The organism is Pseudomonas sp. IPO3778, from assembly GCF_013386825.1.
Lineage (GTDB): Bacteria > Pseudomonadota > Gammaproteobacteria > Pseudomonadales > Pseudomonadaceae > Aquipseudomonas.
Genome location: NZ_JACARC010000001.1, coordinates 10,889 through 31,295, shown reverse-complemented (window position 1 = coordinate 31,295; position 20,407 = coordinate 10,889). Strand labels below are relative to the sequence as shown.

The 20,407-nt window shown below is 61.3% G+C and carries 13 protein-coding genes and 2 pseudogenes; 5 read left to right on the top strand and 10 right to left on the bottom strand.

Annotated elements, in window-relative coordinates; genetic code table 11:
• Nucleotides 1-17: 17 nt before the first annotated feature.
• Nucleotides 18-2,270: a tetratricopeptide repeat protein gene (locus HX855_RS00105; RefSeq protein WP_177089558.1), complete on the bottom strand. Its 2,253-nt coding sequence runs from the start codon at nt 2,268-2,270 to the stop codon at nt 18-20.
• Nucleotides 2,271-2,466: 196 nt separating this feature from the next.
• Here HX855_RS00105 and HX855_RS00100 point away from each other — a divergent pair.
• A pseudogene (locus HX855_RS00100) lies at nt 2,467-3,117 on the top strand (DUF3313 domain-containing protein); the annotation flags it as partial.
• Nucleotides 3,118-3,119: 2 nt separating this feature from the next.
• Here HX855_RS00100 and HX855_RS00095 read toward each other — a convergent pair.
• From HX855_RS00095 to HX855_RS00055, 9 genes and pseudogenes are all read right to left on the bottom strand, one after another.
• A pseudogene (locus HX855_RS00095) lies at nt 3,120-3,932 on the bottom strand (AAA family ATPase); the annotation flags it as partial.
• A gap of 24 nt (nt 3,933-3,956) precedes the next feature.
• A complete protein-coding gene (locus HX855_RS00090) occupies nt 3,957-4,532 on the bottom strand; it encodes a hypothetical protein (protein WP_177089560.1) in 576 nt (191 codons plus the stop codon).
• Nucleotides 4,529-5,281, bottom strand: a complete 753-nt coding sequence (locus HX855_RS00085; protein WP_177089561.1) for a DUF2092 domain-containing protein — start codon at nt 5,279-5,281, stop codon at nt 4,529-4,531. Before HX855_RS00085 ends, HX855_RS00090 begins: the two co-directional genes overlap by 4 nt.
• Before the next feature lie 12 nt (nt 5,282-5,293).
• Entirely contained in the window at nt 5,294-6,331 is a 1,038-nt protein-coding gene (locus HX855_RS00080; protein ID WP_177089562.1) for a hypothetical protein, read from the bottom strand.
• The gene (locus tag HX855_RS00075) at nt 6,328-7,233 is read right to left on the bottom strand and encodes a transporter (RefSeq protein ID WP_010171116.1); all 906 of its coding nucleotides are present in this window, start codon (nt 7,231-7,233) and stop codon (nt 6,328-6,330) included. The genes HX855_RS00080 and HX855_RS00075 overlap by 4 nt, the downstream gene beginning before the upstream one ends.
• Before the next feature lie 59 nt (nt 7,234-7,292).
• Entirely contained in the window at nt 7,293-8,693 is a 1,401-nt protein-coding gene (locus HX855_RS00070) for a DUF1254 domain-containing protein (RefSeq protein WP_177089563.1), read from the bottom strand.
• Between the two features lie 63 nt (nt 8,694-8,756).
• On the bottom strand, nt 8,757-9,494 hold the full coding sequence (locus HX855_RS00065) for a hypothetical protein (RefSeq protein ID WP_375140051.1): 738 nt from the start codon (nt 9,492-9,494) through the stop codon (nt 8,757-8,759).
• Between the two features lie 288 nt (nt 9,495-9,782).
• Complete coding sequence (locus tag HX855_RS00060; RefSeq protein ID WP_177089565.1) at nt 9,783-10,139, bottom strand: response regulator; 357 nt, start codon at nt 10,137-10,139, stop codon at nt 9,783-9,785.
• Nucleotides 10,140-10,345: 206 nt separating this feature from the next.
• On the bottom strand, nt 10,346-13,990 hold the full coding sequence (locus HX855_RS00055) for a hypothetical protein (RefSeq protein WP_256353088.1): 3,645 nt from the start codon (nt 13,988-13,990) through the stop codon (nt 10,346-10,348).
• A gap of 279 nt (nt 13,991-14,269) precedes the next feature.
• Between HX855_RS00055 and HX855_RS00050 the strand changes: the two genes are divergently transcribed.
• The 4 genes from HX855_RS00050 to HX855_RS00035 are packed head-to-tail and all read left to right on the top strand — an operon-like array spanning nt 14,270 to nt 20,366.
• The gene (locus HX855_RS00050; RefSeq protein WP_177089566.1) at nt 14,270-17,767 is read left to right on the top strand and encodes a response regulator; all 3,498 of its coding nucleotides are present in this window, start codon (nt 14,270-14,272) and stop codon (nt 17,765-17,767) included.
• Nucleotides 17,768-18,583 (top strand): protein-glutamate O-methyltransferase CheR, encoded by an 816-nt coding sequence (locus HX855_RS00045; RefSeq protein WP_177089567.1) that lies wholly within the window; start codon nt 17,768-17,770, stop codon nt 18,581-18,583.
• Complete coding sequence (locus HX855_RS00040; protein ID WP_177089568.1) at nt 18,580-19,179, top strand: chemotaxis protein CheB; 600 nt, start codon at nt 18,580-18,582, stop codon at nt 19,177-19,179. Before HX855_RS00045 ends, HX855_RS00040 begins: the two co-directional genes overlap by 4 nt.
• Entirely contained in the window at nt 19,173-20,366 is a 1,194-nt protein-coding gene (locus HX855_RS00035) for a hybrid sensor histidine kinase/response regulator (RefSeq protein ID WP_177089569.1), read from the top strand. The genes HX855_RS00040 and HX855_RS00035 overlap by 7 nt, the downstream gene beginning before the upstream one ends.
• Nucleotides 20,367-20,407 lie beyond the last annotated feature (41 nt).

The following is a 20,407-nucleotide window of genomic DNA, read 5'->3' as shown; positions in this document are numbered from 1 at the left end:
GCCTGCCCCGCGCCGGTTTACTTCAACGCCGGGTCTCCAGGGTTAAGTTTCTTCCACGACTGCATCACCACCTGGGCCTTGGGCTCTTTTCCGTTCTCCAGGTAATACTGGATCAACGACAGCCGGGCATTGCGGTTATAGGGTTGCAAAGCGAGCAGCTTTTCCAGTTGCTCACAGGCCTGGTCCACATGGCCGCTGTCATGCAGCGCCACCGCCAGCACGTAGTTGTACTGCGGGTTCGCCGGTTCCAGGCGGGCCGCTTCCCGCAGATGGGGCATGGCGTTGGCCGTGTCCCCGGCCCGAATCAGCATCAGCCCCTGAGTGTGCTGCAACAGTGCCGCGTCCGGGTGCTGCTTGAGGTTGTCCGCTACCAGCGCGCGGGCCTCCTGGGACCGACCATTGGCCTCCAGCCACTGCGCCAGGGTCACCAGCGCCGGGAAGAAGTCCGGGTCACGCAGCAATGCGGTACGCAACTGCGCTTCAACCTGGTCGCCCCGGCCGCTGGCTTGATACAGCATGGCCAGGTTGAGGTTGGCCTCGGCCCGTTCCAGCAGGCTCAACTGCACCTGTTCGTATTCCGCGATCGCCTTGTCCCAGGCCGGCCCCAGGCCTTGGCCCGACGCGCTCAACAGGTCGCGGGCGGCGATGATCCGAACCGCGCGCACCGGGTCCCGGAGCAGCGGCCCATACAACGCCACCCGCTCTGGCGGCGGCAGAAACGCACTGATCGCCCGCACGGCGCTCTCACGCACTTGCGGCGCCGGGTGGCTGAGGTCGCTGGTCGCCAGTTTCAGTGCCTGTTCACTCGGGTAGTTGGGCAGTTCGGCGAGCAATGTGGCGCGTTGGATCGCCGGCAGGTTGTTGCGGGCCAACTGGTCATACAGCGCCTGCGCCGCGCCGGGCTGACCGCCACGGATCAACACCATGCTTTCGGCGTAACGCGGTGCATGTTCGGGTTCGGTGCTGTCCCAGAGTTTGAACTGCTCGCTGACCTTGTCCCCGGGCCGGGGGATGCTGAAGCTGTGGTCATGCCGAAAGTCATTGCCCATGTAGAACTTGCCGGGCATATGGCAATCGACACAGAACGAACCGGGTTCGCCGGCCGTGTGGCGGGTGTGTTCCGGGGAATCGTAGTTCTTGGCCTGCAACCCGCGACCGTCCACCGTGGCCACGGCGGTTTTGCCTGCGGTGTTGTGGCATTGCAGGCACACGCCATTGCCCGGTGCCTTCAGCTCGGCGCTGTGGGGGTTGTGGCAGTCGCTGCAGCGCACGCCCTTGTCGGCCATTTTGCTTTGGGCAAAGGAGCCGTGTTCGAACACTTCATCCTTGATTTTGCCGTCCAGCGCATACAGTTCGCGGGTCAGCACGCTGGGCAGGTAGTCGTCCATCAGGCGCTTGCCGACGGTATAACCGTCCCCCAACGGCGCGCGACGGGCGTGGCAGCGGGCGCAGGTTTCGATCTCGACGGTGGCGTCCTTGTCTTTCAGGTCCACCGCAAAGCCTGCATGCAGCAGGTCACCTTTTTTCGCCGCCCACGCCACATGGTTCGACGCCGGGCCATGGCACGCCTGGCAGCCGACGCCCAGGCTGTTCCACTGGCTGTCGAAGGTGTTTTTCGTGGCATCGAAATTGCGTTTGTAGCCAGTGGTGTGGCATTCCACGCACATAAAGTTGGCGTTCTGGCTGGGCTTGCTCCAGTGCAACGGGTTTTTGAAGTTCACGCCCTGGCCGGGGTAGAGGTGGAACCAGCGGTTTTTCTGCGTATCCCAGGCCACGCCCAAGGCTTGCAGGCGCCCCTCACCCACCTCGATCAGGTACTGCTGCAACGGTGCGATGCCAAAGGTATAGGCCACCTTGAAGTCCGCAGCCTTGCCGTCGGCGCCGGGGGTGTTGACCCAGAACTCATCGCCCCGGCGCGAGAACCGGGTGGTTTCGCCTTCGCTGCTGAAGGACGCATTGTTGAAGTCGGCCGGCACCGTTTCAGGCGTGGCAGCCTGCATCGCCAACTGGTGGTGGGAGCCTTGCCAGTCTTTGACCTGGGCCTGATGGCAGCCCTGGCATTGCTGCTCGTCGACCATTGTCGCCGGCGGCACAACGGCCACCGGTTTGACCACGGGCGCAGGCGCCGACACCGGCAGCTTGGGCGTACTGGCCTGGAGGAAATACCAGACGCCGGCCATGGCCAACAACAACAGGGCGATCACGATGGGGTACAGGTAACGGCTGGAGGAATCACGGCGAGGTGCGGCTTTATTTTCTGGCTTGGGCATTACGACTTCCGATGTCCGATGCATTGACGCTCTAACGGCGCGCTTAAGCTCCGTGCAGCTTTGACGTTGGGCGCCTGCCTGTCAAATCCACGAGCTGAAATTTTGCCAAAACTTGCAACGCCTGGCAGGTTATTTTTCCAGAGTTGGCTATACCTACAGCTCAGTATTCCCTCGACGACCGCCAAGGAGTTCCACGATGAAGCTAGGACTAATGATCGGCACGGTATGCATCGCCTCAATCGGGGTGGTGGGGTGTTCCAGCAAGGTGACACAGCCGGACGAATATTCCGGGTTTCTCTCCGACTACAGCCACTTGCAGGAAGCCAAGTCACCGTCCGGCGCGGAAGTGATGCGCTGGGTCGACCCCGACCTGAACCTGAGCCGCTATACCGCGGTGTATATCGAACCCACCCAGTTCTACCCCAAGCCGCAAGCCACCACCAAAATTCCTGACAGCACTTTGCAAGGTATCAACACCTACTACAACCAGGCGCTCAAGCGCGAACTGGAAAAGTCCCTGCCTCTGGCCAACGGCCCCGGCCCGGGCGTGATTGTGGTGCGGGCAGCGATCACGGCGGTCAGCAGCAAGACCGAAAGCCTGAAGCCGTATGAGTACATTCCCGTGGCCCTGGTGGCCGCCGCCGTCAGCACCGGCGCCGGGATTCGTGACCAGGAAACCACCCTGGGCACCGAGGCCCAGTTCCTCGATGGCGACAGCGGCAAGGTGATCGCCCAGGTCGTGCGCAAAGGCACCGGCAAGCCGTTGGCCAACGACTCCCAGGTGATGAAGGCCGATGACGTGAAAGGCGTCATCGACGGCTGGGCGTCGGACCTGCATCAGTCGTATCAGGCATCGGCGCGGGCGGCGCGGTCCAGGCCGATGCCGCCACGGGGGCTGGCGCCGAGGCTGATCCAGCGCGCCAGGTCGGCGTCGTAGTCGGCGGGATGGCGGGTGGCGTTGATCAGGTCGATCAGGTAGTGGTCGATAGCAGGGGACACCTGGATCGCACTGACTTCCTTGCGGGCGGCGAAGATCACCTCGGGCGCCAGGGTGAAGCCTTGGGTCGTCGTGCTGGCGGCGTGCTGTTCTTCTTCGCGCAACAGGCGCAGCACCTGGCTTTCATTGTCGGCGCTGGGGTAGTCCAGCAAGACCTTCATCAGAAACCGGTCCATCTGTGCTTCCGGCAGCGGGTAGGTGCCTTCCTGCTCGATGGGGTTTTGGGTGGCGACCACGATAAACAGCTCGGGCAGCGGGTGGCTGGCACCGGCCACAGTGATCTGGCGTTCTTCCATGGCTTCCAGCAACGCCGCCTGGACCTTGGCCGGGGCGCGGTTGATTTCATCGGCGAGGATCAGGTTGCCGAACAGCGGGCCTGGCTGGAAGCGGATCTGGTTCTGGCCGTCCACCTGGTGCAGCACCTCGGCGCCGGTGATGTCCGAGGGCAGCAGGTCGGGGGTGAACTGGATACGGCTCATCTTCGCGTCCAGGTGCCGGGCCAGGGCCTTGACCGTGCGGGTCTTGGCCAGCCCCGGCAGGCTTTCCAGCAGCAAGTGACCGTTGGCCAGCAGGCCGATAAGGATCTGCCGGATCACCTGGTCCTGGCCCAGTACGCTTTCGGCGATGCTGGCTTGCAGGGCGGTTAAATCGTTGAGTGCTGTCATCACAATCATCCTTGAAACGGGGGATCACCAGGGCGCGGCGACCACGATGTACTGCACGGAGCTGCCGACGTATTGCGGCTGGTACCACGTGGGCCCGCAGTGCTGGTAGGCCACGCCATTGGCGACCACCGAGACGCAGTCCACCGGCACCGTGGTCACGCGGGTGCCGATGGCCAGGATCGTGGCGGTGGTAGCACCGATGACTGCGGCGGTGGCCCACGGGTGGTACCAGTCATCGCCGTGGGGTGGCGGAGGTGGCGGAGGCGGTGGCGGCATCGGGTAGGGATGCGGCCCCGGTTGCGGCCCGGGCCCCGGATAGGGATGTGGGCCAGGTTGTGGTCCCGGCCCTGGATACGGATGCGGACCCGGCTCGGGGTGCGGCCCGGGCTGCGGATGTGGCTCGGGATGGGGTGGCATTGGCCGGGGCGCGGGCATCGGATGCGGCGCGGGCATCGGCGGGCGGTAACCGCCACCGCCGCCATGGGGCACCACAAACGTCCGGGCGCCGCCACCGCCGCGCAGTTGCCAGGCCAGGGCAGCCAGCGGGTCGAACAGCGTCAGCAGCAAACTCGCGGTCAGCACCGCCGCCGTGCGTTTCATGGCTGTTCTCCCTGAGGCTCCAACTGTTGCAGGGGTACCGCACGGGCGCCGGCCGGTGGGCTGAACTCGAAGTCCGCCGGCTTGGGCGGGCTGTTGAGTTGCCACAGGTAGTTGACGCTGTGCCGGGGGTGTTCGGCGGTGTCGCGGCGGCTGATCACCAGCCGGCAGGGCAACGGTTGCGGGCCCTGGCGAATCCACAGTTGCCAGTCGATGTCCGGTTGGCGGTAGGCGTAATGGGTGCAGGTCTGGCCGTCGATGGTTTCGCTGCCGATCAGCACGGCGTTGCTGATGCCTACTTCCTTGGCGGTGCCGGGGTTCCAGCGGAACAGGTCGGCCAGGGGCAACTCGATGCCATAGCGTTCGTTCAGCTGATCCAGCAGCCCGCCGATGTTCGCCGGGGCCGCCTGGTTGGCGAAGTAGCCGCTGCGGCTGTCGTACAGGGTGAAGCGTTTGCCGTTGTAGAACAGGCTGCGCCGCTCACCGTCGCTTTCCACCGAGACGTGCAGCTTGTCCGGCTGCATCGCGGCAAGGCGGGTCTGGTGGCTGAACTCGATGGTCTGGCCGTTATCCAGCACCTGGTCGGTGTGGCTGTGGGCGTCGATACGGAACTGCTGCAGGCTGCGCAGGTAGCCGCCCATCTGCTCCAGGGCGGTCAGGGCCTTGGGTTCGAGTTCGTCGGCCCAGGCCGCGGCAGGGGCGCTGAATATCAGGCCGATCAACAACACGCGTGTGCAATGGAAACTGCGCATGGCGCACCTCGTTCAAAGCATGAAAGTCGGGATCACCGGGATAAACGACAGGCGGAAATTCCAGCGGCTGCTGATCAGGTCGTCGGCGTGAATCACCGAGTACTGCACCTCGCCGGAAATGCGCACCGGTAGCTTGCCGAAGTACACGATGCGCCCGGCACCCAGGCCGATGGGGAAGTTGACCTTGTTGCCGCCTTCGGCCTTCCAGTTGACGGTGACATTGGGCGTCATGCCCACCCGCCATTGGCTGGGGCCCGGAATGTTGCGCTGGATGAAGTACTGGATATTGGTCAGGCTCACGTCCTTGCGCCGGGCATCCCCGCCCACCGACCACCAGTGCTGGGGAAACACCCCCAAGGTCCAGTCTTCACCCAGATAAGCCGCTACGAAGGCCGGGCCCAGGGAATACTTGCCGGTGCCCAGTACGTCCTTTTCAGCGGTAGGGAACATCGCCGTCGGGCCAAACCCCCAGACCATCTTGCCGCCGTTGGCAAAGCGGATCGGTTGCTTGGGCGAGAACACGCCTACATAGGCCAGGTCGCCGAAGCCCGAGGTGCGGTCGAACGGGTCGTTGACCACCGAAGCGAAATCCCGGTCGGTCAGCACGCCATAGGGGCTCATGCCCACGAGGTCGCCGGCCTTCTGGTTGACCGGTGCGCTGACGTAGCTGATGGGCAGGCGGTTGATCAGGTTCCAGTCTTCACCGAGGGAAATCGGGAAGGTGGGCATGAAGCTGTATTTGCCCAGGTAACGGGTGCCGTTGCTATGGGGGCCCTTGAGCGCGCTGTAGTCGAACTGATTGAACAGCAGCACCAGGTTGCCCACCGGGTTGTCCATCAGTTTGGCGATCTGCTCGGTGGAGGGCTCGCAGCCGGCCTTGACCACCTGCTTGAGGTCGATATCAAAGTCCTGTTGCAGGCGGTGACAGGTCTCGGCGTCGGCCTTGGCAACCGGGCCGGCGCCAGTGCCCAGGTCCGGCAGGTTGGCGGCAGACACCCCGACACTGCCGAGTAACCCGGCATAGAGCGCTGCGTAGCGCACGCTGTTCACCAGACGTACTGCAGGCGGAAGGTCCAGGTGTTTACATCCGGCGAACCGGTGCGCTCGGAAACCGTGTCGTTATAGGCGATCAGGCCGCCAAATTGCGGTGACAGCATAAAACCCAGGCTGGCGCCCAGCAGGCCGTTTTCCTGCTTGTTGTCTTGCCAGTCGCCGTCGATCTTGCTTTCGCCGCCTCGGTTGTAAGTGGCGTCCAGGGAGACCCAGAGGGCGCGGTTGATGGTGTAGCTGTAGTGACCTTCGATGGCATACAGCGGCTTTTGATCCAGCTTGCTGTCGCCGTGGTAATCCTTGTTGGCGCCAAACAGCGACACATAGGTATTGATCTCCAGCCAGGTCGGGCCGATCGGCGTACCGAAGGCCAGTTCCGGCTTGAACACCCAACGGTTGGAGCCGATGTTGATGATGCGGTCCTTGTCATAGTCGCCCGTGGGCATCGTCACCCACAGCGCGCCGGTGAGGAATGTCTCGGGCTTCCAGCTGGCAAACTCCTCGGCGCTGAGTGCGGGGCCGCCGAAGATGTTATGGGCAAACACCACCTGCGTATCACCCATGCCACCGTTGTGCTTGGTGCCGCTGAAAAACTGTGCGTTGTCGAAGGACGCCGAAACATCGGCGTAAGGCTGGATAAACTGGATCGCGGTATTGCGCCCGTCGATGTCGAACGAACGGGCGTAGCGGAACAGGTAGAGGTCGGCATTCAACGACAGGCCGGTGATCGGCAGCGTGGTGTCGATCGGGGTGTTGGTGTCGACCCGGTTGTAGTAGCCGAACACCAGGTTCAAATCCTTGGGGGTGTTCTGCCAATCCCTGGCATTGTCGGCAAACCCTATCCCTGGCATCAGTGCCAGCGTGGCAGCGGTAAACGCACTCAATTGACTACGTGAAACCATGGCTCTACTCCTTGTAAATGCCTGATGTCAGGGGTGCAGCGGTGCTACTGGATCAGGCGCTATTTGATCGGTGTGAGCGGTGGCAGCTTCCACTGGCCGTTACCCACTTCAGGCTTGGGCAGGTAAATGCGCAGCACGGCGTAAAACGGACCCGGAGGGGCCGGCAGCCAATTGCTTTGCTCGGATTTCGGTGGCTCGTGATGGGCAACCAGCAGCGTCAGGCCGCCGTCAGCGTCAAGTTTGAAGTTGGGCAACATCCGCGAGTTGAGCAGGTAGCGCTTCTTCAGGTTGGGCACCAGCAGCTTGGTCTTGGCGTCGTACATGGTCAGCGACCAGAAGGCGTCGGCCGGTGGCAGTTGGCCCTTGTCGAAGTGAAGGGTGTAGCTGTGGCGCGCACCGTTGGCCGGTTTGCCCTCGCTGTCGACGAAGTAGCTCAGGTAGGCGGCTTCATCGGTGGAGTTGCCGAAAATGCCCATGTTGGCGCCGGCGTAGCGGTACAGGTAGTTGTTCTGCAAGTGATCGCGGTTGCCGAACAGGTCACCGCTGGACACCTGATGGGTGTCGACCTTGTCTTTCTTGAAGGCGGCAAATTCGGCCTTGCCGTCGGCAATCCCGTCTTCCAGCGCCTTGCGTTGCTCAGCCGTCAGGGCCTTGAGATCAAAGGGCTTGCCGGCCTCGACACCGATCTTGGCAAAACGCGCGAGCACGTCCTTTTCACTGTCCTGGGGAGCGGCGTAGCCCAGCATGAAGTTCAGGTAGCGGAACAGGTGGATGCTGTCGCTCATGGTGGGCGTGGGCTTGGGCCACGCAATCTTCGGCGGCTTGACGGGTTTTGGCTGGTTCACATAGTTGCTGAGGGTCTGGACCTTATAACCGCTCTGGATCTGCTTGACCTTGGCCAGGTCCTTGTCATCGAACAACTGCGTGCGGTACAGCGCGTAGGCGATGTTGCTTTCGCTGTACACCACACGGTCGATGTTGGTGGGCTGCTGACCTTTCCAGTTGGGGCCGGCGATCATGTAGTGCCCGCCGTTGTTGCCGGTGCTGCGGGTGCCCAGGTAGCCGAAGTTCTGGGTATAGAGGTCGATCAACTGCACCGAGTAGTAGCGGTTGTCTTCGATCTTCGGCAGTGTCAGCACCACCGGCTCGGCGCGCAGGTCCAGCCACACGAAGGAGTAGGGCGTGTCGGAGTTGGGGGTGACAAAGGCGGTGTCTTTCGGTGTGAACACCTGGGCGCTGTTGCCGATATGGTTGAACGGTGCCTTGTAGTTCGGCCCGGTCTTGTCGACGGCCTGGGTGTAGAGGGTCTTGTACATCTCCACCACGGGGAAGCCATAGAGGTAGGCTTCCTTGGCGATGGCCCGGGCTTCACTCGGCGTGGCCGTGAAGTCGGCCCAGGCGCCGGTGCTCATGAGAATCGAGAGGCTCGCCAACAGCAAGCGCGTCGGTTTTTTGATCATGTTGTTGCGTCCTTCCTAAACTCTGTACCGGGTTGGTGGGGTGACGGTGTGGAGTTTCCCGTTTTATTTTCCGAACGTCACGTTAATCCCGGCAAACAGGGTGAACTGCGGCAGGCCATCGCCTTTGCGGGCCACGGTCCACTGCGGTTCGATATAGGCGTTGAGGATATTGGTCCCGGCTTTCCAGGCCTTGCCGGCACCGAAACCAATGGGGATGTAATGGGTGTCGTTCTTCAGGTCGAAGGTCCAGGTGCCGGTGGAGCGCAGGTACCAGCCCTTGGGCAGGTTATGAATGATAAAGGGCTGGAAGGTGGCGCTTTCCACATGGGCCCGGTCGCGATCCCCGGCAAACGAGCTTTGGTACTGCACCAGTGCGCCCAGTAGGCCACGGGGCGATGAATCGATGGCGATTGCCGCAAGGCCCGCCTGCCATTTGCCGGTACCCAGCTCATCGTGTTCGGCAGTGGGTGCGGTGATCTGTGGGCCGATGCCCAATTGCACGCCGTCGGTCTTGAGCAGGAAGATATCGAACAGGTTCAGGTCGCCAATCCCGGTGCTGTAGCCGCTGTGGGGATCGGGGCGGGTGCTGATGGGCAGGGTGGCGCGCAATAGCTGAGGCACACCGATAAAGTCCGAGGGTGCGACCGGTAATGTGCCGCGCAGCAACGTGTCATTGGTGTGGGCGTTGCTGTCGAAAAGCCTGGGGGTGTAGTAATCCTGCAGGTTCGCGCCCGGCGCGAGGTTCAGGGGGTTGTTGCTCTTGTTGGCGGTCTCGGCGTTATCGGCAAAAGCCGGGAGCATGGGCAACACAGAAGAAGCCAGCACGAATGCCGGAAGATACGATGACCTGAACATGACCACTCCCCAATTCCCTGGTGACGTACCCGGTGGCCGACGAATGCGAACCTTCGGGCTGTCCTTTTTTACTATTTCTTGTAGGACATGTCGTTTGAAGCTAGCAGCAAAATTCAGACTAGCCAGGGCGACGAAAGAATTAATTAGTTTGTGCGCAGGCAGTCACAGGGAGGGTTGAGCCACGCAAACGGGTTGAGTGGCCGCAGGTGTTGCGTTGTATTGAGGTGGCTAGCATCAGGCCAGCATTGATTTTACTTTGTCGCGCAATTGATCAATCGAGAAGGGTTTGGCAATCACCTGAGTGCCGGCCGGAACATCGATGTTTTCGGCATAGCCACTGGCGAACAGAATCGGCAGGGCGGGTCTCAGTGCCCGGGCCTTGTTAGCCAGCTCCACGCCACTCATGCCCGGCAGGCCGTGGTCAGTCATCATCAGGTCGATGGTCTGCGAGGTGTCGTTGACGATGTCCAGGGCTTTTTCAGCGTCTGGCGCTTCAAGCACCTGGAACTCCAGCTCTTCGAGGACATCGACGATCAGCATGCGCACGATGGCATCGTCTTCGACTACTAGGATGGTGGAGGCGGCGGACATAGTAAGGGTTCCCGAGAAGTGGAGGTACAGGTCTTGATCGGTTGAAAGACCATCCTCTAATGAGTCGCGTCAATCTCGGCAAGTTCCCGAAACAGGGTGGGTATTGTGACGGGAATGTCCCCCGGGGTCACTAAATGCTGTAGGGCGGCAAGCTGCTCCTTCAGGGAGCAGCCTTGCAACGCGCGCTTCGCATCAGTTCAAAGGCGTCACAGCTCCTCGGATATCATGCGCGAAAGGCTCGGCCGATCGGGGTGGGTCATCATGTCACTGCCTGCAAACTCACTGATCCGGTATTCAGGGGCGCCAGGGGTTGTTCCATGTGCCCGAAGCTGAAAACGGCTGGTTCCTTTATTTAAGGTACGTTCCAGGCCTTCGCTCATGGATTGTGCAGAGTCAAACTTGGCAAGCCCGAAATTTGGATCGAAATAGAACCACATGGGCTTGTTATCCCTGAGCGTAACCCCGGCCAGTATCGCGTGATCCTGGGTGGCGATCCTGAGGGTTTTTCCAGGGGGCGCGCTTGCCAGTTCGGAAATGATCGTCTGGTAAGGCACTTGTCTAACGGGTTTTCCCATGTGAAAAGTTTCGCTGTTGGATACCTTGTTGTGAAAGGTGTTCAGGTCGCCAATGAACCTGGCTTCCTTGGCTGCCTTTGGCTTGGAGGCGGCGGAGAAGAGGTTGCCCAGGAAGGTGTTTTCGGTTCCGGATTCAATCGCCAGCCCCAGTGCGTTGGCCATCCCCGCACACTCGCCCTCGGAGGCCAGATTAACCTGACTGAGGTAATACTCCTGCGAGATGGGCGTCACTGTGCCGCCGGCCGCTTGCACATCCCGCTGGAACAACCCAATCCCGTCCTGGCTTAATTTTACTTTTTCCCTTTCGATCTGCCTGGCCAAGGTGCCGACGTCCCGGTGCGACAGGAACCGTTGCGAGGCGAGTGCCTGGAGTTCGGGAATGCTCAGTGCAGGGTCGTAACCAACAATATCGCCCGGTTTTCCGAGGGTGTAACCCAGTTCATAGTCCATCACGTTGTTGGGCTGTTTCGCTCTCTCCAACGCAGTCTGGAAGTCTTTGGGGACATAGCGTCCCAGCATCCCGGACGGTGGTGGAGGGGCAATTTCGCCTGCAAGCTTCTGATAAATCCAGTCACTTAAGTTAAGGTTGAGCGTTTGGCCCTCCATGGCCCTTACACCAGGGGTGAAATCCTTGAGGGGTTGGCCATAAGGCTGCATCTTGTCGGTATCAAAGGCATACCATTTACCCTCTTTGAGTACGGCACCTGCTTCTATGGATTGATCCGCGACTTTGAGGGTGCCCGTTGCCGCGACGCCATACTCTCTGCTGACTGCCTTCAACAGGTCATAACCGCCCGTTGCGCCCCGCAGTTTATTGATCGCCTCGGCGCCTTTGGAAATGCCTTTGCCCACCAGCCTGGACCCGCCCAGGATCAGGTCATCCAGGCCACCCAGCGGGTTGAGCTCGCTGATGGTGGTGGTGCCGATGATCCTGGCCACTTTCAAGGCCTTGGCCGCGGTGCTGATGGCCTTGCTTCCCACCTTCGCCACCTTGCCCGCCGCCCCGATGCCGGCGGTGAGGAAACCCACGGCGTCCATGGCCAGGTCCGCCGCGCCGTCGGCGTAGTTGCCCTGCTGGAAATTGACAATGGCTGAGCGAAGCGGAATCAGGTCCAGGAAAAAGTTGGTTATTTCCCAGTCTTTTTTCATCTGCTGGTCCAGCGGCGTGGTGCCGCGGGCCTGCTCCTTGATCGTTTTATCATCGAGATTCAGGTGCTCGACAAATGCCTGGGCCAGGGCCTGGGTCCTGGCGGAGAAGAAGCCTTCAGGTGGGGACGGTGCATTGTCGCGCCTCTGGCTCAGGTTGTTCTTTATCGAGTCGTTGGTCGGCGTAAAGGGTTTGATCTCGTGCTGCTGGTTGCTGGTGCGCCAACTGCGCTCTTGCACAAAAATCGGAAGGATCGGCTTGACCCCACCGCTGAGGCTGATTTCGTAGGCGGTCACTTTATCTTCGCCCGTCTTTTTATCGCGGTGGGTGGCTTTGACCAGCAGTTTGTCATCGGGAACAGGCGATGTTTTGGACTTGAAATCTGTGCCTAACGTCGAGGTCAGGGTTTGAAAGAGTTCGATTTTGCCGTCCCCCAGTATTGCCCTGTCATCCAGTGTTTGCTGGGTCAACTGGTGGCTGAGGATGGGGGCAATCCCGTCCTTGAGTGACTGGATCGCCTGGGTGAACTGTTCATCGAATGCGGTGCCTACGCCGAGCTTAAGGCCGGCGTTTATTTCCGTCAGGGGCAACTGTTTATCGTTGGGGTCCACGGTTTTCCACTGGAGGTTATCCAACCCCATCATGGCGATATCCAGCATCGAATGCGGGCCCACGGGTAACCGGTCGGGGTCGTAGAGCGGCCTGATGGTGGGGGTGCTGGTGTCCACGACCGTCAAGGCCTTGTCTTCAAAATACGGCTGGTCGCCAAACCGCTCTTTCAGTTTGGCCAGGGCGATATCCTTGCGGCTGGGGATTTCGGTCGAGAGTAATTCGGAGGCCTTCTTGCGCGCGCCCATCTGTTGATTGAACAGGGTTTTGACCCGATCCACGTCGTCGGCACTGTAATGGTCGTTGGCCGCGCGAGGCAGAATCCCGTTGATCACGCCCCAGTCCACCAACGCTGCTTTCTGGGCCTGTTGGGTGATGCCAAGGTCGTTCAGCGTGGCGCTCTCGGACGCCTGCATGACCTGGGCGAAGGTCATGTTCGGCACTTTGCCCGGCGACTGGGCCTCGATGGCCGCCGCCGCGACCGCCAGGCTGACCCACGTCTGGCTGCCGTAGGTGACGCTGTCGGGGATGTCCTTGACCAGGAACTCGGGGGCCGTTTTGGCGAGCAAGAGGTACGCGCCGACCTTGGCCATCTCCGGGCTGGTTTTACCGTAGTCGCTCAGGTGTTTGCTCAGGCCTTCAAGCACCGCCGAAGCCGGTTTGCCCCAGTGATTCTTCTGGGCCAGGTCGAAACCCGCCACCCGGTTGCGGTGCGGGTGGGCGATCGACTCCGGGTCCAGCATCAAGTGGATGGCCGCCAGGGTGTAGTCATTCACGCTGCTGTCGGTGGCAACGCCGTTCATTTGGGTCTGCAGGGCCTGCCCCATGGCGTGCCCGCGGGCAGAATTCACCATGCTCGCCAGCGCCTTGGCCGGGTCCTGGAGGGTCTCGCCGGACAGTGGCCGGTAGCTGTTCAGGTATTCCAGCACGCCGAGGCGGGGCCCCATTGGCGGTGGGTTCGGGTGGTCGCTGAGGTAGCGGATGGCGGCGGCCCGCGCCGTACGTTGCTCCTGGGGGCTTAACGGAATGGGCCAGGACAAACCACCCCCCCAGTCACCGAGCGGGTGTTGCAGGGCCCTGTCGCTTACCGAGTGAGCAAGACCTGTCAGGTGAAAATGGCTCCTGGGCAACGGCAAGCCCTTGGCGGTAATAAACCGGTCCAGGGTGACGGCATGGCCGGCCTCCATGGGGTAGGAGGAGTCGGGGTGAATATCCATGGGGGTACTGCGCAGCGCAGCCAGCACCGCGCCGGGGGTGGCGTTTTCCCCCAGGCGCTGGGCGATTTCGTTGAGTTTTTTACCCAGGGTTTGCCAGTTCTGGTTGTCGCCCAACGCGGCGTTGAGGCCGGGTGTCGAGGTGTGCCGGGGGGGGGTCTGGCCAGGGGCGATTGCAGGCTGTTCGTCGGCGGGCGGATTCGTCGACGGTGGCCCGTCGGTCGGTTCAACGGTGTGATCGGTCAAGCGCGCCGTCAGCGCGGGGTGGAAGGGGGGTGGCGTGGAGACGTTGCCTGGATTAAGCATGGGTGGGTACCTTTTTTGGAAGTGAGATACGCGCCCTTCTTGAGGAGGTTCCCTGTTCCCCGGGCGCCCCAGTGGGTGGGCCAGGCCGCCGCCGGGGTTCCTATGCCAGGTAGTTGAGTGTGTAAGAAGCAAAGTCAGTGCTGAGCTGTCAAAGGCGCGAGTTCCTATAGGAATCAACAGCCTGCGTGATGTTTATGCCCGACCATGGCAGAAAAATAGCGCTCAGGCGCGACTTTGGGGCAAACTCCTCGTTTTTCCGCATTTGGCCAAGGCATGCCCATGACTCCCGCGTCGTCAGTCGATGAGAAAAGCTTCCGTAAACTGCTGGGCCGCAACGTGGCGCTGCCCCTGGGCGTCGGCGTGCTCAGTGCGGTGTTTTTTGTCTGTCTGATCACCTACCTGTTGTCGGTGATCCAGTGGGTCGAACACACCGACCGGGTGATCAACAATCTCAACGAAACCTCAAAGCTGACCGTGGACCTGGAAACCGGGATGCGCGGCTTTTTGATCACCGGCGACGAGCATTTCCTCGACCCGTACGAAGTGGCCAAGCCGCGAATCATCTCCGACCTGCGCAACCTGCAGGAGCTGGTGGCGGATAACCCCGAGCAGGTCGACCGGCTCAAACGCCTGGAGTCGTTGCAGATCGCCTGGAATACCTACGCCCAGTCGATGATTGATATGCAGCGCCAGAGCGGTGATTTCCGCAGCGCGGTGAAAGCCGGGCGGGGCAAGAGCCTGACGGACGAAATTCGCAAGGAATACGACCGTGCGGTGGCGATGGAGCAACAGTTCCGCATCACCCGTAATGAAGACGTCACCCGCACCACCATCATCAGCGTCTCCCTGTACCTGGCGTTTGTACTCGGGCTAAGTGGTTTTCTGGCGTATATCGGCAGAAAAAATCTACTTGAACTTTCAGAGAGTTACAGCGCAAACCTCGCGTCACAACAGAAGATCGCCAAGCGCCTCGAACAACAAGCCTGGCTGCGCAACGGCCAGACCGAGCTGGCCGAGCAGGTCCTCGGCCAACTGACGTTGAACCTGTTGGGCCGCAACATCCTGCAGTTCTTCGCCCAATACATGGGCTCCGCCGTGGCGGCGCTGTACGTGCGCGAAGAACACGGCGGCCTGAAGCGCGTCGCCACCTACGGGTTTTCCCGTGAGCAGGAACAGCAGGAACAGTCGATCTACAGCGATGAAGGCATTGTTGGCCAGGCCGCCCAGCAGGATCGCCTGATTCGCCTGGATGACGTGCCGGTGGACTACTTCAAGGTCAGCTCGGGCCTGGGTGAAGGCGCGACCCGCAGCGTACTGGTGGTGCCCACCAGCGATGACGATCGCGTCAACGGCGTGATCGAGCTGGGCTTCCTGCGCCCGCTGGATGAGCGCGATGTAGAGCTGCTGGAGCTGATTGCCGGCAACATCGGCACCTCCATCGAAGCCGCCCGTTATCGCCACCGCCTGCAAGAAGTGCTGGCCGAGACCCAGCAGCTCAATGAAGAGCTGCAAGTGCAACAGGAAGAGCTCAAGACCGCCAACGAGGAGCTGGAGGAACAGTCACGCATCCTCAAGGAATCCCAGGCCCACCTGGAAACCCAGCAGGCGGAGCTGGAGCAGACCAACGAGCAACTGGCCGAACAGACCCAGACCCTGGCCGAGCAGCGCGATGCCATGGACCAGAAAAACGTCCAGCTCAACCGTGTGCAGGTGGAATTGGAAGAGCGCGCCGACGAGTTGCAGCGCTCCAGCAAGTACAAGTCCGAATTCCTCGCCAATATGTCCCACGAACTGCGCACACCGCTCAACAGTTCGCTGATCCTGGCCAAGCTGCTGGCAGAGAACCCCCAGGAAAACCTCAGCGCCGAACAGGTCAAGTTTGCCGAGTCGATCTATTCCGCCGGCAACGACTTGCTGAACCTGATCAACGACATCCTGGACATCTCCAAGGTCGAGGCCGGCAAGCTGGACATGCGCCCCGAGAACACCAGCGTTGCCCGCCTGGTAGACGGCTTGCGCGGGATGTTCGAGCCGCTGGCGGCCGACCGCAAGCTCGGGTTCCAGGTGGAGGTGCAGGCCGGCGCGCCGCACATGCTGTTCACCGATCGCCAGCGCCTGGAACAGATTCTGAAGAACCTGCTGTCCAACGCGGTCAAGTTCACCGAGAAAGGCCAGGTGAGCATGTCGGTTTCCCGTCAGCCGGGGGAGGGCATTGCCTTTACCGTGCGCGACTCCGGGATCGGCATTGCGCCGGACCAGCAGGAAAGCATTTTCGAAGCGTTCCGCCAGGCGGATGGCACCACGAACCGGCGTTATGGTGGCACCGGCCTGGGGCTGTCGATCTCCCGGGACCTGGCCAACCTGCTGGGGGGGTATATCAGCGTCACCAGCGAGCCTGGCCAGGGCAGCACGTTTACCCTGGTGCTGCCGGAGCACTACGTAGAACGTGACGAAGACGCCCCGATGATCGAAGCCCCGCGCACCGTGGTGCCTGCACCCGCGCCGGCGCCCATCAAGGTGTCGCCGCTGCCGATCGCCCATGAAGCGCTGATCCCGCGGTTTATCGACGACCGTGACAAGGCCCCGTTCACCACACGCTGCATCCTGGTGGTGGAAGACGAGCCGAACTTCGCCCGCATCCTCTTCGACCTGGCCCATGAGTTGGGTTACCACTGCCTGGTGGCCCATGGCGCCGACGAAGGTTATGCCCTGGCGGAACAGTACATTCCCGATGCGATCCTGCTGGACATGCGCCTGCCCGACCATTCCGGCCTGACCGTGCTGCAACGCCTCAAGGAACACGCCGAGACCCGTCACATCCCGGTGCACGTGATTTCCGTGGAAGACCGCGTTGAAGCCGCCATGCACATGGGCGCCGTGGGGTATGCGGTGAAGCCGACCACCCGTGAAGAGCTCAAGGACGTGTTCGCGCGCCTGGAAGCCAAGCTGACGCAGAAGGTCAAGCGTGTGTTGCTGGTGGAAGACGATGATTTGCAGCGCGACAGCATTGCCCGCCTGATCGGCGACGATGACATCGAGATCACTGCTGTTGGCTTCGCTCAGGAAGCCCTCGACCTGCTGCGCAGCAACATCTACGACTGCATGATCATCGACCTCAAGCTGCCGGACATGCTCGGCAACGAGCTGCTCAAGCGCATGTCTACCGAAGACATCTGCTCGTTCCCGCCGGTGATCGTCTACACCGGGCGCAACCTGACCCGCGACGAAGAGGCCGAGCTGCGCAAGTACTCGCGCTCGATCATCATCAAGGGCGCCCGTTCGCCCGAGCGCCTGCTGGACGAAGTGACACTCTTTCTGCACAAAGTCGAATCCAAGTTGTCCCATGAACGCCAGACGATGCTCCGTACCGCCCGCAGCCGCGACAAGGTGTTCGAGGGGCGCAAGGTGCTGCTGGTGGACGACGATGTGCGCAATATCTTTGCCCTCACCAGTGCCCTGGAGCACAAGGGCGCGATTGTCGTGATTGGCCGTAACGGCCGCGAGGCAATCGAGAAACTCAATGAAGTCGATGACATCGACCTGGTACTGATGGACGTGATGATGCCGGAGATGGACGGTTACGAGGCTACGGCCCTGATCCGCCAGGACCCGCGCTGGCGCAAGCTGCCGATCATCGCGGTAACGGCCAAGGCCATGAAGGACGATCAGGAACGCTGCCTGGCAGCCGGTTCCAACGATTACCTGGCCAAACCCATCGACCTGGACCGGTTGTTTTCGTTGATTCGTGTGTGGCTACCCAAGATGGAACGGATTTAATTGGAAAGAAGTACTGATATCGAACTGCGCTTGTTGATTGAGGCCATTTACCTCAAGTACAGCTATGACTTTCGCGATTACTCCGGGGCCTCGGTCAAGCGCCGCGTGGCCCATGCCTTGCGCCAGTTCGACTGCAATACCATCTCGGCCTTGCAGGAGCGGGTATTGCACGACCCCACGGCGTTCATGCAGTTGCTGCAGTTCCTGACCATTCCGGTCAGCGAGATGTTTCGCGACCCGTCGCACTTCCTGGCGATTCGCAATGAAGTGGTGCCGCTGCTCAAGACCTACCCGTCGATCAAGATCTGGATCGCCGGCTGCAGCACCGGGGAAGAGGTGTACTCCATGGCCATCCTGCTGCGTGAGGAAGGCTTGCTGGAGCGCACCATCATCTACGCCACGGACATCAACCCCCACTCCCTGGAAAAAGCCAAGCAGGGCATCTTCTCCCTGGAGAATGTGCGGGCGTACACCCATAACTACCAGCAGGCCGGTGGCCAGCGTTCATTTGCCGATTACTACACCGCCGCTTACGATTACGCGATCTTCGACAAGACGCTGCGCGAGAACGTCACGTTCGCTGACCACAGCCTGGCGACGGACAGTGTCTTCTCAGAAACTCAATTGATTTCATGCCGCAACGTGCTGATTTACTTCAATAAAAAGTTGCAGGATAGGGCGTTTGGACTGTTCCACGAGTCGCTGTGTCATCGCGGCTTCCTGGTGCTGGGTAGCAAGGAAACCCTGGATTTTTCCGCCTACAGCAAACAGTTCGAACCCCTGGTCAAGCAAGAACGGATCTACCGAAAACTATGAACGAAGCTGCTGCCAGCCCGGTATCCGGGATAGAGGCCATTGTGATCGGCGCTTCCGCAGGCGGTGTCGAGGCGTTGCTGGGCATTTTTGGTGAGCTGCCGGCGAACTTCGGCCTGCCGATCATCACCGTGCTGCACCTGCCGGACGAACGCCGCAGCCAGTTGGCCGAGGTGTTCGACCGGCGCGTCTCGATGAAGGTGGTGGAGGCACGCGACAAGGAGCTGGTCCAGCCAGGCACCCTGTATTTTGCCGGCCCCGGTTATCACCTGTCGGTGGAACATGACCGCAGCCTGTCACTGAGCCAGGAGGATCGCGTGCACCACTCCCGGCCAGCGATTGATTTCCTGTTCGAGTCGGCCGCCGATGTGTACGGCAAGGGCCTGCTGGCGATTCTGCTGACGGGCGCCAACCAGGACGGTGCCCGGGGCCTGGCCCACGTCAAACAGTGCGGCGGTACCACGGTGGTGCAAGACCCGGCAGAGGCACGCGTCGACGTGATGCCCCGGGCCGCACTGGCGCTGCATGTACCTGACCATATTCTTACCTTGAGCCGCATTGGCACTTTGCTGGCTTCCCTGGAATCTTCCCCATGTTAAGTACTGTCCAGGCCAAACTGCTGATCGTCGATGATCTGCCGGAAAACCTGCTGGCCCTTGAAGCGCTGATCAAGCGCGAGGACCGCCAGGTCTACAAGGCACTGAGCGCCGATGAGGCCTTGTCGTTGCTCCTTGAGCACGAGTTCGCCATGGCCATTCTCGACGTGCAGATGCCGGGCATGAACGGCTTCGAACTGGCCGAGTTGATGCGCGGCACCGAAAAGACCAAGAACATCCCCATCGTGTTTGTCAGCGCCGCCGGCCGTGAACTCAACTATGCGTTCAAGGGCTACGAAAGTGGCGCCGTGGACTTCCTGCACAAGCCGCTGGACATCCATGCGGTGAAGAGCAAGGTCAATGTGTTCGTCGACCTGTATCGCCAGAGCAAGGCGATGAAGCAGCAGGTTGAAGCCCTGGAGCAAAGCCGCCGCGAGCAGGAAGCCTTGCTCACGCGTTTGCAGTCCACCCAGGCCGAGCTTGAACAGGCCGTGCGCATGCGTGATGACTTCATGTCGATCGTCGCCCATGAAGTGCGCACGCCCCTCAACGGCCTGATCCTCGAAACCCAGCTGCGCAAGATGCACCTGGCCCGGGACAACGCAGCGGCGTTTACCCTAGACAAGATGCACGCCATGGTTGACCGCGACGAACGGCAGATCCAGAGCCTGATTCGCCTGATCGAAGACATGCTCGACGTGTCGCGCATCCGCACCGGCAAGCTGTCGATTCGCCCGGGGCGTTTTGACCTGACGCAACTGGTGCATAACCTGCTGGAAAACTTCGCCCCGCAAGTCGCCGCGGCCGAGTCTTCGGTGAAGTGGGTCGAAGAAGGGCCGGTGGAGGGCAACTGGGACGAATTCCGTATTGAGCAGGTGGTGTCCAACCTGCTGACCAATGCCTTGCGCTATGGGGCCAAGAGCCCGGTGGAGGTGCGGGTGTATGCCGAGCATGGCGAGGCACGGGTTGAGGTGCGTGACCACGGGATCGGCATCAGCGAAGACAACCAGAAGCGCATCTTCCAGCAGTTCGAGCGCGTGTCGGCCAGCCATGCGGTGGCGGGCCTGGGCCTGGGTTTGTTTATCTCCGAGCAGATTATCGCGGCCCACGGGGGTACTATCGAAGTCGAAAGCCGGATAGGCGAGGGCGCCTTGTTCCGCGTATGCCTGCCCTTGGCGGCTGCGACATGAAATCAATCGTGAATCCGACGCAACCTCTGTGTGACCCTATG